This window comes from Falsochrobactrum shanghaiense, assembly GCF_003149535.1.
Lineage (GTDB): Bacteria > Pseudomonadota > Alphaproteobacteria > Rhizobiales > Rhizobiaceae > Brucella > Brucella shanghaiense.
Genome location: NZ_QGDB01000002.1, coordinates 239,016 through 254,056 on the forward strand (window position 1 = coordinate 239,016; position 15,041 = coordinate 254,056).

A 15,041-nucleotide genomic window follows, 5' to 3' on the forward strand; every position below is an offset into this window, starting at 1 on the left:
TCAGCCTGGATATATGCGTTGTTCGAGAGGGGTTTCGGCGATCATCGTCTGCAATATGGAGATGAGCGCTTTCTCGGCCCGGTTCTGGCTCTTCTCCGTATTGACCGCCAGATATACGTCGATCGCGGGTGGATTGTCATAGGGCGGCAGGCGCCAGAGCTGGCCATCGGCAACATCGCGTTGAGCGACATGGATGGGCAGTGCCCCGATCCCAAGTCCGCTGACGATCATCCGCCGCACTTCCTCAAGGCTCGATGATGCCCCCACGACATCAGGAAGAAGTTTTGCTTCGGTGCGGAGCAATGCGACCGGGCGCAGGACATCGGAAATATGGTCGGTATGAAAAGAGACCGATGGCTCACCTCTGAGATCCTTGAGGTTTAAGCCTTTCTTGCCGAAGTACCGATGGTGCGGGCCGCAGAAAAATCCGAAAAACTCACGATACATCATCGTATATTCCATCATCGGTTCGCGAACGCTCACCAGACACAGCCCGAAAGAGGTGCGTCGCTCGCGGACTTGCCGCAGCACCTCCAGGCTTGTGGCGACATTGATCGTCAAGGTCGCGCGCGGATGTTGCTGGTGGAAAAGGGTGAGCGCCCGATCAAAAATCGGCGTAACGATATGACTTGCAGCGGTAATCGTTACATGGCCGCTCACATCATTGCCCACGCCGCTTACAAGCTGGGGCAATTGCGAAATTGCCCCGAAAACCTCGATGCTCTGGTCATAGAGCAGCTTGCCCGCGTCGGTGAGTTCAAAATGTGTGGCATTTCGTTCGACCAGGCGCTGCCCGATCCGGTCCTCAAGACGGCGCAAGGCGTTGCTGACGGTCGGCTGCTTGAGATTGAGCCGTTCGGCCGCGCGCGTGATGCCCTTGACTTCCGCAATCACGGCAAAAGTCCGCAGCAGGTTCCAGTCGAGATCCCAGACCAGACGTTCAGGTCGATGCAATGCCATTGTGATTCCCATTCACCAAAACTATGCTAACTATTTTCAATATCTATTTGCGAAATGCATTCATAAAAGCAATCATCGAAACCGGAAGGTGCAAAACGCTCCAATCAGAACCAATCCAGAGGAAGTCGGAATATCATGAGGAACATGCTTACAGGTCTCTTGGCCGCCGTTGCCGTTGCTGCCGCATTTGTCGCCGTCCCGGCCAAGGCGGACGATCTTGAAAAGATCAAGGCGTCGGGAGAATTGAAGATTGCCATGAGCGGACAATATCCGCCCTTCAATTTCGTCAATGAAAAGAACGAAGTCGTTGGATTCGACGCATCCATCGGTTCGGCGATTGCCGAGCGCATGGGGCTCAAGCCGCAGCTTATTACGACCGCCTGGGATGGCATCGTCGCTGGCCTTCGCGCCGGTAAGTTCGACACGGTGGTCGGCTCCATGACCATCACGCCTGAACGCGAGAAAGCTGTGGATTTCGTCGGCCCCTATTATCATGCCGGTCGCGCCGTATTCGTGAAGGAAGATTCCCCGGCTCAGAAACTGGAAGACCTGAAAGGCAAGACCCTTGGCGTCACGCTGGGCGAAACCCATGAAAAATGGGCGCGCGAGCAGGGCGGTTGGACGCTGCGCACCTATAAGGGCCTGCCGGAACTGATGCTGGAACTCAATGCTGGACGCATTGACGCGATTGTCGTCGACAATATTCCTGTCATGGTGGCGATCAAGGAAACCGGGCAGAAAGTGCGCAAGCTCGAAACGCCGGACATTGAAGGCGGCAGCGTGGCCATCGGCATTGCCATCCGCAAGAACAATCCGGAACTCAAGGCCGCGATGCAGAAGGCGCTGGACGAGATCATGGCCGACGGCACCTATGAAAAAATCTCCATGGAATGGGTCGGCAGCGATATTCGCTAAAAGCCTTTGCCACCCTGGCCCGGTCGATTATAATCGACCGGGCCAGGGTGGCCGTTAAATGAATCTGGAACATTGATGTCGATCGATCTGATCCGATCTGTTCCAGAAATCGAATGACCGGAGTTTCCGATGGATTTTGCGTTAATGCAGCGCGTCCTCCCGTTCTTTCTGGAGGCGGCGTGGGTCACTGTGCAGATTTCTGCGCTGTCGCTGCTGCTGGGGTTTGTAATAGCCGCCATTCTCGTTAGTGCACGCCTTTCCCGCTCGGCTATCCTGCGAGGAATTGCGACAGCTTATGTCAGCATATTCCGTGGTACGCCCTGTCTGGTGCAGCTTTTCATTCTTTATTTCGGCGGGCCGCAGATCGGTATCAATCTGGAGCCTTTCGCAGCCGGCGTGATCGGGCTGGGCCTCAATATCGGCGCTTATATGTCGGAATCAATCCGTGGTGCGGTTCTAAGCGTTGATCGCGGCCAGATGGAAGCAGCGCGCTCCATCGGTTTCGGACGCGGCCAGACCATGCGGCTTGTCGTGCTGCCGCAGGCAGCGCGGCTGATGATCCGTCCTCTCGGCGTCAATGCCATAGCGCTTGTGAAAGGCTCGGCGCTGGTTTCGACCATTTCGGTGGTCGAGCTGACCTATACGGCGCAGCGCTTTATCGGCTCGACTTACAAGCCCTTCGAGATATTCGGCGTTGCCGCCGTGCTTTATATGATCATCATTTACGTCATGGCGCGCGGGGTTGATTTCCTCGACAAGCGCTTTGCGGCGCAGTAAGGGAGGCGGAGATGCAGGCTCTCGATTTCAGCATCGTCACGCCCTATACGAATCTGCTTTTGACCGGACTCTGGTGGACGCTGGTTCTCACCGTTGCTTCGGCCTTTCTCAGCTTCGTGCTCGGGATTATATTTGCGCTTGTGGTGCTTTATGCCCCTGCGGTCCTTGCGTGGCCGGTGCGCTTCTTCATGTGGCTGTTCATGGGCACGCCGCTTCTGTTGCAGCTTTTCCTGATCTATTTCGGGCTGGTGCAGATCGGCATCGACATTCCGGCTCTGGGCGCGGGCATCATCGGCCTGAGCCTGCATTTCGCAGTCTATAATGCCGATATTATCCGCGCGGGCATCGTTGCGGTCGATCCGGGCCAGACGGAAGGCGCGCGCTCCATCGGTTTCAGCCGCGGGCAGGCGTTACGCTATATCGTCATCCCGCAGGCCGTGCGCAACACGATCCCGCCCATCGGCAACAATATGATTGTGCTGCTGAAGGACTCGTCGCTGGTTTCCATTATCGGCATTGCAGAACTGGTGCATAGCGCGCAGCTTGCCATCAGCGAAACCTTCAGCCCGTTCGAATTCTATATTACCGTTGCCGCCATTTATTACGCGGTCAACCTCATTCTCGAAGCTGCATTGCGGCGTATTGAAAGAAAAGTGGAGGTCACGCGATGAGCAGCCCCAATTCCACCAGGCCAATGGTTGCAGTCAAGGGCGCCCGCAAGGCCTATGGCGAGCTGGAAGTACTCAAGAGCATCGACCTGTCGGTTGCGCGTGGCCAGATCGTGGCGATCATCGGCCCCAGCGGTTCGGGCAAGAGCACGCTTCTGCGCTCGATCAATCATCTCGAGACACTCAATGGCGGCGAGGTATGGCTCGACGGCGTGCAGGTCAACCAGCCCCTGACGGGATCGGCCTTCGAGCGGCACATCAATTCGGTGCGCCAGCAAATGGGCATGGTGTTTCAGCACTTCAATCTGTTTCCGCATCTCACGGTGCTGGAAAATATCACGCTCGGCCCGATAAAGCTTAAAGGATTGTCGAAGGAGGCTGCGCACAAGCTGGCGCATGAACTTCTCTCCAAGGTCGGTCTTGCCGACAAGATCGACGTCTACCCCTCGCGCTTGTCGGGCGGGCAGAAGCAGCGCGTGGCGATCGCGCGCGCACTCGCCATGCAGCCCAAGGTGATGCTGTTCGACGAGGCGACATCGGCTCTCGATCCGGAACTGGTGGACGAGGTGAACGCGGTCATGAAGCAGCTTGCCACCGAACATATGACCATGCTGATCGTCACCCACGAGATGCGTTTTGCGGGCGAAGTCGCCGACCGTATCCTGTTCATGGATGGCGGTGTGGTGGTGGAAGAAGGCCCGCCCGAGCAGATATTGCGTGATCCGACGCAGGAGCGCACGCGCGCATTCCTCAGAAAATATCTGGCGGCTTGAGGAGGGGGCGTCAGGATGAGGGAGGAGAACATCAATGCGTTTCCCGATTTCGGGTTAACGCCTGCACAGCGCCGCGAGGCGGTCCTTGGCCATTATTACGAATATCCCGGCATGGACGGGCCGCGCGGTGAAATCTGGTGCTATAGCGATGCCTATTCCTATCTTCCGGGCGCAACGGTAAATTTGCAGGTGAGCGCGACCGCCGCGCGCTTCGACATCGAAATCGTGCGGGATGGAGCGGTGGAAACGCCGGTCTTTTCCAGACGAGGAATCGACTGCAAATGGCAGGAGACGCCTGCGCAATGTTCGGTGCTCGGCTGCGGCTGGGAAACGACCTTCGCCTTCAGGACGGAAGAGAACTGGCCATCGGGTGCTTATCGCATCACGCTGCGGGCGCAGGGCAATGACGGCCAGCCGATCCATTGCCACCATCTTTTCATCCTGCGTCCGGCAGCGGGCCGCAAGCCGGGCCGCATCCTGCAAGTTGCCGCGACCGGCACATGGACGGCCTATAATACCTGGGGCGGCTCCAACCATTATCAGGGCATTACCGGGCCGAATGGCGATCAATATGCGACGACGGTCAGTATCGAGCGCCCTTTCTGTCGCGGCTTCGTCGTCCTTCCCACCGATGCGCCGCGCGTGCCGCTGGAAATTATCACGCCGCCAGCCGCGCCGCCGCGCTATCCGCATATGGAATGGGCCTATGCCAATGGCTATTCCAAGAAATATACCTCTTCGGGCTGGGCAAGCTATGACAGCCTGTTTTTCCGCTGGGCGGAGCGGGAAGGCTATGCGGTCGATCTCGCCAGTCAGCACGAGCTGCATTTTTCGCCCGAAATACTCGACGGCTATGACTGCGTGGTCTTTGTCGGTCACGATGAATATTGGACATGGGAAATGCGCGATGCCGTCGATAATTATGTCGATGGCGGCGGGCGTGCGGCGCGTTTTGCCGGCAATTTCATGTGGCAGACCCGACTTGAGGATAATGGCAAGCGCCAGACCTGCTACAAATATCGTGCCCGCGCCGAAGACCCGGTCTACCGCTCCGCCGATCCGCGCCGCACCAGCGGCTGCTGGGAAGCGGCGGAAACCGGACGGCCTGCGGCTGAAACCTTCGGGCTGAATGCCTTGCGCGGTCTTTATGTCGGCTGGGGCGGCTGTGCGCCGCGCGGCGTGCGCGGTTTTCCAGTCTATCGCCCCGAACATTGGGCCTTTTCCGGCACCGGCATTTATTACGGCGATCTTCTGGGCGCGGAAGGCCACGCCTTCGGCTATGAGGTCGACGGGCTTGATTATGTGATCCGCGGCGGCTTGCCGGAGCCGGAGGAAGGCAGCGGCGCGCCGGATGGATTGCAGATTCTGGCGCTCGGCATGTCGTCGCTCAAGGAGGAGAGCGCGGATATTCCCGCCGACGACCAGTTCCTCTCCGATGCCGACGCCAAATTCGTTGCCGATACGCTGATCGGCGACAATGGGCACGACGCTGTTGAACGTATCAAACGCGGCTGCGGCATGATCGTCAATTTTCCGCGCGGCAAGGGCGAGGTCTTCCACGCCGGAAGCTGCGAATGGGTGGCGGCCCTCAAACGCGGCGACCCTATGGTCGAGCGCGTGACCGCCAATGTTCTCAACCAATATCTCAAGCGCTGACAGAGTAACGCTATGCTCAATACCAAAGCACCAAACGAACGCCCGGCATCGCATCTTTTCTACCAGTCGCGCCTGCGCAGGCCGCTGGTGGACCGTGCTGAAGGCATCTATATCTGGGATCAGGACGGACGCCGCGTCATCGACGGGTCGAGCGGCGCGATGGTGGTCAATATCGGCCATGGCAATCGTAACGTGCTCGATGCGATGAAAGAGCAGATGGACCGTGTCACCTTCGCCTATCGCCTGCATTTCGAAAACGAACCGGCGGAAGATCTGGCGCGCATGGCCGCTGAACGCATGCCGGAAGGACTGGACAGGATATTCTTCGTTTCGGGCGGTTCGGAAGCGGTCGAATCCTGCATCAAGCTCGCCCGCCAATGGGCGGTTGCGACCGGGCAGGGCAAGCGCTGGAAAGTGATTTCGCGCTTTCCGTCCTATCATGGCGGCACGCTCGGCGCGCTGGCCGTCACCGGCTATGCGGCCCTGAGCGAGCCTTTCGCGCCCATCATGCGCGAAATGCCGAAAATTCCGGCACCGACCGCCTATCTCGACCGCGACAATCTGTCGATGGAACAGCGCGGGCAGAAATATGCCGACATGCTGGAAGAAAAAATTCAGGAAGAAGGCCCCGAAAGCGTGCTTGCCTTCATCATGGAGCCGATCGGCGGCGCTTCGACCGGTGCGCTGGTTGCGCCCGACAGCTATTATCCGCGCATCCGTGAAATCTGCGACCGTTACGGCATCCTGCTGATCCACGACGAGGTGATGAGCGGTGCCGGACGCACCGGCAAATTTCTGGGCGGCGATCACTGGAACTGCAAGCCTGATCTGATCGCGCTGTCCAAGGGTTTTGCATCGGGCTATTGCCCGCTGGGTGCAATGGCGGCACCAGCGCGCATCGTGCAGCCGGTTCTCGATGCAGGCGGTTTCCTGCATGGCTTTACCTATGCGGGCAATCCGCTGGCTTGCGCTGCAGGTAAAGCGGTGCTGCAAGAGATTGACCGTCTTGATCTGGTCGGCAATGCCGCCCGTATGGGCGATGCGTTGAAGGGCGAACTGGAAGGGCTTGCAAAACGCTTTCCCTTCATCGGCGATGTGCGCGGCAAGGGATTGCTGCTGGCCGCTGAATTCGTCTCCGACCCCGAAACCATGAAGCCCTTGCCCAAAGAACTCAACGCCCATCAGCGCATGATCGATCTCGCCTATGAGCGCGGGCTGATCATCTATTCACGCCGCACGCGCGGCGGTGTGGAGGGCGATCATTTCCTCGTCTGTCCGCCAATGGTCGTAACCCGCGAGCAGGTCGGCGAGATCACCGCCATCCTCGGCGACACGCTGGACGCGCTGGCCAGGGAACTCAAACTGCCTGTGAATGCGTAAGGAAAGACCATGACCGACAAGAAGAAACAGCGCGGCAAGGTCATCATCACCTGCGCCGTGACAGGCTCCGTGCACACGCCGACCATGTCGCCGCATCTGCCGGTGACGCCGGATCAAATTGCGAGCGAGGCAATCGCTGCGGCGCAAGCAGGTGCATCCATCCTGCATCTTCATGCCCGCGATCCGCGCGACGGCAGGCCATCCGCCGATCCGGAACTGTTCATGCAGTTCCTGCCGCGCATCAAGCAGGCAACTTCGGCGGTGGTGAATATTTCCACCGGCGGCTCCTCGCTGATGACGCTGGAAGACCGGCTTGCCGCATCCTTGCGGGCCGAACCGGAAATGTGTTCGCTCAATATGGGCTCGATGAATTTCGCGCTGTTTCCGGTACTCGACAAGCCGCGTGAATGGAAACACGAATGGGAGCCGGAACTGCTGGAAGCCACGCGCCATTCGATCTTCAAGAATAGTTTCGCGGATATGGAAGGCATTCTGACCAGTCTGGGACAGGGCTGCGGCACGCGCTTCGAATTCGAATGCTATGATGTCGGCCATCTTTATTCGCTGGCCTATTTTCGCGACCGGGGGCTGGTCGGCGGCCATCTGTTCATCCAGTTCGTGTTCGGTATTCTGGGTGGCATCGGCGCCGATCCCGAAAATCTGATGCATATGAAGCGGATTGCCGACAAGCTGTTCGGCGATGACTATTCCTTCTCGGTTCTGGCGGCGGGACGCCACCAGATTCCAATGATTACCATGGCAGCGGCGATGGGCGGCAATGTCCGCGTCGGGCTGGAAGACAGCCTTTATGACGGGCGCGGCCGGCTTGCCAAAAGCAATGCCGATCAGGTGCGGCGCATCCGTGGCATTCTCGATGGCCTGTCGCTCGAAGTGGCAACCCCCGATGAAGCGCGCGAGCGGCTGGGCTTGAAGGGCGGAGACAGGGTGGCCTTCTGATGCCGAAGATCGCGTTGGACAGCAAGGCAGATATTGCAGTGCGGCCGGGCGAGCTTGCCGATGCGGAACGGATTCACGCGGCTATCCACGCCATGGGGGCGGGACTGGGCGCTGCGGGAAAAATCTCCAGCACCGTTGCGGATTTCCGCCGCTATGGTTTTGGTCCCCATGCAGCATTCACCAGCCTGATTGCAGAAATTGACGGAAACTTCGCCGGACTGGTGCTGTTCTTCCCGATCTTCTCGACCTGGCTTGGAAGGCCCGGCGTCTATGTGCAGGATCTCTATGTCGATGAAGCCTTTCGCGGCAGGGGGATTGGCGAACAATTGCTGCGCCATGTCGCTTCATGGTCGATGGCGCGCGGCGGTGTCTATCTGCGTCTTGCGGTCGACAGGGAAAATGTCGCCGCGCAGCGCTTTTATGAAAAACTGGGGATTGGCTGGATCGAGGCCGACCGCGATCACGGTGCCTATGGCGACGATTTCGCCCGTCTGGCGCATATTGCAAAAAATGAGGGATGAGAGACTATCATGAAAGCGTTCTACGCAAGCGAACAGAAGCGGCATAATCCGAAAGCCTTTCTCTCAAGCGGTGCTCCGCAGCCCAATCCCGAACAGCCCGAACGCGTCGAACGGCTGCTTGCAGGCGCGAAGGCCGCAGGCTGCGAAATCATGCGCCCGCAAGATCATGGCCTTGGCCCGATTGCTGCCGTGCACACGCCGGAATATCTTGAATTCCTGCAACATATCTATGCCCGCTGGCAGCGTATCGAAGAAGCTTCGGAAGAAGTCATTCCAAACATTCACCCGCTGGCGCGTGATGGTCGCTATCCGGCATCCGCCGTCGGGCAGGTCGGCTACCACATGGCGGATACGGCCTGCCCGATTGCAGAACATACATGGGAAAGCGTGTGCTGGAGCGCGTGGAGCGCGGTTGACGCCGCCGATGCGGTGCTTTCAGGCGAGGTCGCGGCCTATGCGCTTTGCCGCCCGCCCGGACACCATGCATTCGCCGATGTGGCCGGGGGCTTCTGCTTCGTCAACAATTCAGCCGTGGCAGCGCAGCGCCTGCGCTCGAAGGCCGCACGCGTGGCGATCCTCGATGTGGACCTGCATCACGGCAATGGAACGCAGGGTATATTCTATGCCCGCCCCGATGTGCTGACCGTCTCCATTCACGCTGATCCGGTGCGCTTTTATCCGTTCTTCTGGGGCCATGCGGATGAGCGCGGCGAGGGTGCGGGGCTTGGCTATAATCTCAACCTGCCGCTGCCGCGCAAATCGGGCGACGAGGAATTTCTCGCAGCGCTTGAGACGTCACTGCGCCGCATTCGCGCGTTTGCGCCCGATGCGCTGGTCGTGGCTTTGGGCCTCGATCCGTTCGAGGGCGATCCTTTCGGCGGATTATCCGTCACCACCGGCGGTTTCGGGCGCATTGCCGAAGCGATTGCAAGACTACAATTGCCGACCGTCATCGTTCAGGAAGGCGGCTATCTGTGCGATGCGCTCGGCGATAATCTCACCGCATTCCTCGGCGGCTTTCAATCGGTGGCGCGATGAGCGGTCTTGTCACTTTCGTTGGCGTGGCGCATCCGTGGATGTGCGACGTCATGGGACATATGAATGTCCGCCATTATACGGCGATGTTCGATGATGCGAGTTTTCAGCTTCTCGGGCATATTGCCGGGTTCACCCCCGATACGAAGCTGGGCTGGGCCGATATTCGCTCCGAGACCGAATACAGGCAGGAAGTGGCGCCCGGCGCGCTTATCACCATTCATTCCAGAGTGGTCAAGATTGGCCGCTCATCGCTGGCATTCGAGCAGATCATGACCGGATCGCTCGATGGAACAGTGCGCGCTGTCAATCAGACGGTCAGCGTCCGCTTCGATCTTGTCGCCCGAAGATCGGTGAGACTGGATGAAAAACTGCGCGGGCGCGCCGAAGCCTTGTTTGTCTGACGCAGAAAATTTCAACCGGACTTGCTATTGTCACAGGGCGATTGTGCTTGCAGAATAATAACCGGGTAATTTGAGTGCATCGCGATCTGATCTCTTCAGATCGAAAGGTGCGCCGGAAGGGGAAATATTATGAAGCGCAATGTTCTTGTATCATTTGTTTCTATACTCATTCTGGGTGGCTGCCAGTCTATACCGGGTAAATTGCCGGATAATGAATTCACCTTCAATTCGGGAAGAACCAGCACAAAGAACGCTATCATTAAGACATTCCGGTCGCGCGACTATCATATCGTCAGGAACACGCAGTCAGAACTGGTGATGGATCGCCCGGCAAGTGATTCCGTGCGCGCGCAGCTTATTTACGGCTCGCGCCAAAATGGTGCGCCGGACGCCAGAGTGATTTTGACCTTCTCCGGCGATAATCCGACACGCGTTCGTTCCGTAGCGCAGATCGTGACAAGCAATGGCAGGGCATCGGGGCGTATTGTCGATATGAGCCAGAATGCAGAGGCGCGGGAAGCCATCGCAAGGGGAATGGATGAGGTGAAAAAGACGCTCGACAAAAAATAGCGGCCTTCTCGATTGCATTACGAATGTGAAGCCGGTGGTTCAAGCCATCCGCCGCAGCGCATTGGCTACGGCAATGACGGCATTGCTGTCTTTGCTCTGGGGCAGCATCCATAGGGCCATGGTGAGGCCGAGCGAAACGGCGGCGGCGCTGCCAAAGGGTGCGACGAGAGCGCCGCTATCGAGATGCTGCTGCACGAGACTGCGACGACCAATCAGAACGCCAGCGCCCAGCAGCGCTTGCTGCACCGCGATGGAATAAAGGGAAAAGCCGGGGCCTTGCGGCGTGAAGCTGCGATCGGGCATGGCTGCTGAAGCCCAGACATTCCAGTCATCCCAAACGACATCGGCAATGCATCGCACTTTTGCAAGGTCGCCCGGTTCGCGAAGCCCTGAAGCGATTGAGGGAATGCATACAGGCAGCAACTCTTCGTTCAATACGGGTTGCTGCCCTGTCTCGATGCGGTCGGTATAGAACAGACAGAGATCGAAGGGACTGCGTTTCAGATTTGGGGGCTCATCGGCTGCCGTAACCGAAATATCTATATCGCCAAGCAGTCTGGAGAGTTCGGGCAGGCGCGGCCCGAGCCACAGCGCGGCCAGCGACGGCAAGGCGACGATATGGACGCTTCGGGGCGCGGCCTGCCGTCTTAGATTGCGCGCGGCGGCTTCCAGGGCATCGAATGCCGCAGTGAATTCCTGCCGCACATTCTCGCCCAGCGGCGTCAGCCGGACACCCTGTGCATGGCGTTGGAAAAGAGCTGCGCCATATTCGCTTTCCAGATTCTTGATCTGTGCGGCGATTGCGCCCGGTGTAACCCGAAGCTCATTTGCGGCCTGCGCAAAGCTGCCCAGTCGCGCGGCTCCCTCGAAGGCGCGAAGCGCGTTGAGATGCAGGACATTGCGAAGGGGAGGATTGATCGGCATTTTACCCTCAGAATTTCTAGGGCTAATATTTCAGAAAATTGGGTTGTGACAAGAGGGCAAACGATCAAATCTCTTCGCATGGCTGATAGGGATGTCGGCTGAGGGCTGCATCGGAAACGGCTTTGGCGCAAGGGAAACAGCGATGAAGATTGCCGCAATCGAACTTTATGAATATAAACTGACCTATGTGCATGGAACCTATGTGATGTCCAAGGGACGGTCAGCAAAACAGCAGCCGTCCAATATTGTGCGCATTATCACCGATACCGGGATCGAGGGATGGGGAGAAGCTGCGATCCTGTCCGGCAACTATCTTCCGCTCTTTGCAGGCGGCACGCGGGCTGCGCTCAGGGAACTCGCACCCTTTTTGATCGGAGAAGACCCGCGCGCGCTCAACCGCATTCAAAATGTGATGAATGGCGTTCTCACCGGGCAGAATAATGCAAAAAGTGCGTTCGACATCGCCTGCTGGGATATTTTCGGCAAATCCGTCAACCTGCCCGTTTCCGCCCTTATAGGCGGTGTCCTGAGTACCGACCTTCCGATTTTCGAAGCGGTTCCGCTCGCCTCCACCGAGGAGGGTATCGATTTTGTGAAGAGGCGCAGCGCCGCCGGAATCCGCCGTTTCCAGATCAAGGTGGGCGATGATCCGCGTGCCGATGCCGCGCGCACCCGCGCAATCATCGAGGCGGCGGATGATGATATTTTCTTTTTTATCGATGCAAATGCCGGCTGGACCTTCCTTGAAGCGTCCATCGCGATGCGCGCCATGGCAGATCTCAATATCTGCGTCGAACAGCCATGCCTGGATATTGCCGATTGCGCGATGCTTGGCAAGGTCAGCCCGCTTCCTCTCATCATGGATGAAAGCGTGGTCAGTTTCCCCGATCTTTATCGTGCAAAATACGAGGCGAATGCCGCGGCGATCAACATCAAGCTTGGTCGCGTCGGCGGCATCAGCCAGGCGGTCACGATGCGCAATGCGGCACAGAATCTTGGAATGCATTTTTGCATCGAGGACATTTGGGGCGGTGATCTGAGTGCGGCGGCGGCATCGCATGTGGCGGCCAGCGCCCAGCCCGGAAATCTCCTTCACACGTCGTTTTTCAACGATTGGACGGAAGAGCATATTGCCGGTTATCAGCCGCGGGTCAAAAATGGACGGGGCGCAGCGCCGGAGGGTGCCGGACTGGGCGTATCGATCGATATGCGAGCCATCGGCGAGCCGGTTGCCAGTTTTTCATAGCGGATGACATAGGGTATGCAGGTGACACAATTTGCTTTTACCGGTCTTAATCTTGCGCTCGCAACGCCTTTCGACGAAAAGGGCGGAATAGATTTCAAACGGCTGGAAGAAAATATCGAAAAATATCTGGCGCTCGGCATGCCGGGATTTGTCCTTAGTTCGGGCACGGGTATGCATGTCTATCTCTCGAAAGAGGAAGCAGCAGAACTCGTGGAACGGGGTTGCCGGATCATCGACGGGCGCGCTCGCATAATCGTGCAAACTTCGGCGCTGCTGGTCGAGGAAGTCATCGAACGCACCCGGCATGCGGCTGGATGCGGTGCGGATGGGGTCATGGTGCTGCCGCCTTTTTTCGAGGGGCCGACCGATGACGAGGGCATTATCGACTTCTACACGCAGGTCGCATCGGCGGGTTTGCCGGTCATAGGCTATAATGTGCCGCAAGCAGTCGGTGTCGAAATTACCCCCTCTCTGATGAAGGCGCTTCTGGCGATACCCGGTTTCTGCTCGGTAAAGGATAGCAGCGGCGATCTTGCCAAACAGGCGGCACTCATCCGAACCGGACTTCCGGTCATGAATGGTGCCGATAGTCTTGTCGCTTATGCGCTTTATGCAGGCTGTAGCGGCCTGATCTGGGGCGGGGCGAACTTCGCACCGCGCACCTGCCTCTCTCTGGTTGCGGCAGCCACTGAGCGCGACTGGGAAAAGGTTCGCCTTGTCTGGTCGTCACTGGAGCCTGTCATGTCGCTGATCTGGCAAGGAAATTATGTCGAGTCGGTCTATGCGGCGGCAAAAATGACGGGCTATGATGCAGGCACGCCGCGCAGGCCCCTGCGCGCTCTGGGTTCCGGGCAGGCCGAAACGTTGCGGGCGGCTCTCGGCGATCTCATTGAGCGGGAAGCCATATGAGCGAAACGGCGCGACGAAGATTTACCGCCAGTCGCCTGCCCAGCCATACGGGTATTTCGGCGTGGACGGCAATGCTGCCGCCGCCAGTGCTCAGGCCGGAACTTGAAGGGGCGGCGACGGCGGATATTGTGGTGATAGGTGCGGGCTTTGCCGGTCTTGCCGCAGCCTGGCAATTATCCCGCCTCGATCCCGCCGTGAATATCGTCGTGCTGGAAGCCGGTGCCATCGGGGAAGGCGCTGCCGGGCGCAATTCCGGCTTTATCATCGATCTGCCCCATGAGGTTTCTGCCGATGATTATGGCGGAGTTTCACTGACCAGAAGCAGGCAGGCAATCATGATCAGCCGCAGTGCCATCGCACTGGCGGGCAGCGTGGCGGAGCAACAGGGATGGGGTCGCGACATCTTTGATCCCTGCGGTCGCTACAGCGTCGCGATCAGCGCGGAAGGCGACCATCATCTGGCCACCTATGCGCAGCAGCTGGAAAGACTGGGCGAGGAGCATCGCCTGCTCGATGCGGATGAAATTACAGCCGTGACGGGAAGCGCCTCCTATACGTCGGCTCTTTTCACCCCCGGCACCATTATCGTGCAACCGGCAGCCTATATACGCGGTCTTGCGGATGCGCTGCCTGCATCCGTCAGGATTTTTGAAAATTCACCAGCCGTCTTGCTTGAGAAAAACGCGACAGGCTGGCTTGTGAAGACACCGCAAGGGACGATCCATACCGGCAAAATCCTGCTGGCCAATAATGGTCATGCGGAAAGCTTCGGTTTTTTCAAGGGACGCCTTGTCCATATTTTCACTTACGCTTCCATGACGCAGGCTTTCGATCCAGCCTTGCTGGTTGGTGAAAGAAAATGGGCGGCTACACCGGCATTGCCCATGGGGACAACCGTGCGCCGCGTTGCGGGCACGGATGGGGACCGTATCCTCGTTCGTTCGCGTTACACATATAATGCAGGCCAGACGGTCAGCGCCGCTTCGGTGCAGCGCGCGGGGGCATTGCATGATTGCAAGTTCAAGGCCCGGTTTCCGGCGCTCGGCAATGTCGGGATGGAATATCGCTGGGCGGGCGCAATGGCTGTCACCACCAATGCCGTACCGGCCTTCGGGGAGATCGAGGACGGAATCATCGCTGCCTGCGGATGCAACGGGGTTGGCGCATCCAAGGCAACCGCATCCGGCATTGCCGCCGCCGAACTCGCACTGGGCATCCGTTCGGAGCTGAGCGACATCTATGCAGGCTTCGACAAACCGCGCCCCCTGCCGCCGCAGCCCTTTGCCACTCTGGGCGCAAAACTCACTCTGGCCTATCGGGAATGGCGCGCTGGCCCGGAATGAACC

16 protein-coding genes are annotated in these 15,041 nt (G+C 58.6%); 14 read left to right on the forward strand and 2 right to left on the reverse strand.

All coding sequences use genetic code 11. From position 1 onward, the window contains the following. Entirely contained in the window at window positions 1-960 is a 960-nt protein-coding gene (locus DKP76_RS05005) for a LysR family transcriptional regulator (RefSeq protein ID WP_109705839.1), read from the reverse strand. A gap of 135 nt (window positions 961-1,095) precedes the next feature. Here DKP76_RS05005 and DKP76_RS05010 point away from each other — a divergent pair, with 135 nt between their 5' ends. The 11 genes from DKP76_RS05010 to DKP76_RS05060 all read left to right on the forward strand — a co-directional run bounded on the left by DKP76_RS05010 (window position 1,096) and on the right by DKP76_RS05060 (window position 10,616). Then, on the forward strand, window positions 1,096-1,875 hold the full coding sequence (locus DKP76_RS05010; RefSeq protein WP_109705360.1) for an ABC transporter substrate-binding protein: 780 nt from the start codon (window positions 1,096-1,098) through the stop codon (window positions 1,873-1,875). A gap of 129 nt (window positions 1,876-2,004) precedes the next feature. Next, complete coding sequence (locus DKP76_RS05015; protein ID WP_109705361.1) at window positions 2,005-2,652, forward strand: amino acid ABC transporter permease; 648 nt, start codon at window positions 2,005-2,007, stop codon at window positions 2,650-2,652. Window positions 2,653-2,663: 11 nt separating this feature from the next. Beyond that, window positions 2,664-3,323 carry an amino acid ABC transporter permease gene (locus DKP76_RS05020; protein WP_109705362.1) on the forward strand — a complete coding sequence of 220 codons (660 nt, stop codon included), beginning with the start codon at window positions 2,664-2,666 and terminating at the stop codon, window positions 3,321-3,323. Next, on the forward strand, window positions 3,320-4,093 hold the full coding sequence (locus tag DKP76_RS05025; protein ID WP_109705363.1) for an amino acid ABC transporter ATP-binding protein: 774 nt from the start codon (window positions 3,320-3,322) through the stop codon (window positions 4,091-4,093). The genes DKP76_RS05020 and DKP76_RS05025 overlap by 4 nt, the downstream gene beginning before the upstream one ends. A 15-nt stretch (window positions 4,094-4,108) precedes the next feature. Next, window positions 4,109-5,749 (forward strand): N,N-dimethylformamidase beta subunit family domain-containing protein, encoded by a 1,641-nt coding sequence (locus DKP76_RS05030; protein WP_109705364.1) that lies wholly within the window; start codon window positions 4,109-4,111, stop codon window positions 5,747-5,749. Between the two features lie 12 nt (window positions 5,750-5,761). Further along, window positions 5,762-7,129: an aminotransferase family protein gene (locus DKP76_RS05035; protein ID WP_109705365.1), complete on the forward strand. Its 1,368-nt coding sequence runs from the start codon at window positions 5,762-5,764 to the stop codon at window positions 7,127-7,129. Window positions 7,130-7,138: 9 nt separating this feature from the next. Further along, window positions 7,139-8,086 (forward strand): 3,5-dioxohexanoate:acetyl-CoA acetone transferase, encoded by a 948-nt coding sequence (gene kce, locus DKP76_RS05040; protein WP_109705366.1) that lies wholly within the window; start codon window positions 7,139-7,141, stop codon window positions 8,084-8,086. After that, on the forward strand, window positions 8,086-8,607 hold the full coding sequence (locus DKP76_RS05045) for a GNAT family N-acetyltransferase (protein ID WP_109705367.1): 522 nt from the start codon (window positions 8,086-8,088) through the stop codon (window positions 8,605-8,607). The genes kce and DKP76_RS05045 overlap by 1 nt, the downstream gene beginning before the upstream one ends. A 9-nt stretch (window positions 8,608-8,616) precedes the next feature. Continuing rightward, window positions 8,617-9,645 carry a histone deacetylase family protein gene (locus DKP76_RS05050; RefSeq protein ID WP_109705368.1) on the forward strand — a complete coding sequence of 343 codons (1,029 nt, stop codon included), beginning with the start codon at window positions 8,617-8,619 and terminating at the stop codon, window positions 9,643-9,645. Next, entirely contained in the window at window positions 9,642-10,046 is a 405-nt protein-coding gene (locus tag DKP76_RS05055; protein ID WP_109705369.1) for an acyl-CoA thioesterase, read from the forward strand. The genes DKP76_RS05050 and DKP76_RS05055 overlap by 4 nt, the downstream gene beginning before the upstream one ends. A 129-nt stretch (window positions 10,047-10,175) precedes the next feature. Beyond that, window positions 10,176-10,616, forward strand: a complete 441-nt coding sequence (locus DKP76_RS05060; RefSeq protein ID WP_109705370.1) for a hypothetical protein — start codon at window positions 10,176-10,178, stop codon at window positions 10,614-10,616. Window positions 10,617-10,655: 39 nt separating this feature from the next. On the opposite strand, the gene DKP76_RS05065 is transcribed toward DKP76_RS05060, so the two are convergent. Further along, complete coding sequence (locus DKP76_RS05065) at window positions 10,656-11,540, reverse strand: LysR family transcriptional regulator (RefSeq protein ID WP_109705371.1); 885 nt, start codon at window positions 11,538-11,540, stop codon at window positions 10,656-10,658. A 142-nt stretch (window positions 11,541-11,682) separates the two neighbouring features. Here DKP76_RS05065 and DKP76_RS05070 point away from each other — a divergent pair, with 142 nt between their 5' ends. Genes DKP76_RS05070 through DKP76_RS05080 form a run of 3 tightly spaced genes read left to right on the forward strand, consistent with a single transcriptional unit; the run spans window position 11,683 to window position 15,038 of the window. Then, window positions 11,683-12,786: a mandelate racemase/muconate lactonizing enzyme family protein gene (locus DKP76_RS05070; protein WP_109705840.1), complete on the forward strand. Its 1,104-nt coding sequence runs from the start codon at window positions 11,683-11,685 to the stop codon at window positions 12,784-12,786. Window positions 12,787-12,807: 21 nt separating this feature from the next. After that, the gene (locus tag DKP76_RS05075) at window positions 12,808-13,695 is read left to right on the forward strand and encodes a dihydrodipicolinate synthase family protein (RefSeq protein ID WP_109705841.1); all 888 of its coding nucleotides are present in this window, start codon (window positions 12,808-12,810) and stop codon (window positions 13,693-13,695) included. Continuing rightward, window positions 13,692-15,038, forward strand: a complete 1,347-nt coding sequence (locus DKP76_RS05080) for an NAD(P)/FAD-dependent oxidoreductase (RefSeq protein ID WP_109705372.1) — start codon at window positions 13,692-13,694, stop codon at window positions 15,036-15,038. Before DKP76_RS05075 ends, DKP76_RS05080 begins: the two co-directional genes overlap by 4 nt. Window positions 15,039-15,041 lie beyond the last annotated feature (3 nt).

Coding starts and splice junctions, on each gene's coding strand:
- DKP76_RS05035 (WP_109705365.1), top strand. CDS start 5,762: ATGCTCAATACCAAAGCACCAAACGAACGCCCGGCATCGCATCTTTTC.
- DKP76_RS05025 (WP_109705363.1), top strand. CDS start 3,320: ATGAGCAGCCCCAATTCCACCAGGCCAATGGTTGCAGTCAAGGGCGCC.
- DKP76_RS05010 (WP_109705360.1), top strand. CDS start 1,096: ATGAGGAACATGCTTACAGGTCTCTTGGCCGCCGTTGCCGTTGCTGCC.
- kce (WP_109705366.1), top strand. CDS start 7,139: ATGACCGACAAGAAGAAACAGCGCGGCAAGGTCATCATCACCTGCGCC.
- DKP76_RS05020 (WP_109705362.1), top strand. CDS start 2,664: ATGCAGGCTCTCGATTTCAGCATCGTCACGCCCTATACGAATCTGCTT.
- DKP76_RS05045 (WP_109705367.1), top strand. CDS start 8,086: ATGCCGAAGATCGCGTTGGACAGCAAGGCAGATATTGCAGTGCGGCCG.
- DKP76_RS05015 (WP_109705361.1), top strand. CDS start 2,005: ATGGATTTTGCGTTAATGCAGCGCGTCCTCCCGTTCTTTCTGGAGGCG.
- DKP76_RS05080 (WP_109705372.1), top strand. CDS start 13,692: ATGAGCGAAACGGCGCGACGAAGATTTACCGCCAGTCGCCTGCCCAGC.
- DKP76_RS05065 (WP_109705371.1), bottom strand. CDS start 11,540: ATGCCGATCAATCCTCCCCTTCGCAATGTCCTGCATCTCAACGCGCTT.
- DKP76_RS05005 (WP_109705839.1), bottom strand. CDS start 960: ATGGCATTGCATCGACCTGAACGTCTGGTCTGGGATCTCGACTGGAAC.
- DKP76_RS05050 (WP_109705368.1), top strand. CDS start 8,617: ATGAAAGCGTTCTACGCAAGCGAACAGAAGCGGCATAATCCGAAAGCC.
- DKP76_RS05060 (WP_109705370.1), top strand. CDS start 10,176: ATGAAGCGCAATGTTCTTGTATCATTTGTTTCTATACTCATTCTGGGT.
- DKP76_RS05070 (WP_109705840.1), top strand. CDS start 11,683: ATGAAGATTGCCGCAATCGAACTTTATGAATATAAACTGACCTATGTG.
- DKP76_RS05030 (WP_109705364.1), top strand. CDS start 4,109: ATGAGGGAGGAGAACATCAATGCGTTTCCCGATTTCGGGTTAACGCCT.
- DKP76_RS05055 (WP_109705369.1), top strand. CDS start 9,642: ATGAGCGGTCTTGTCACTTTCGTTGGCGTGGCGCATCCGTGGATGTGC.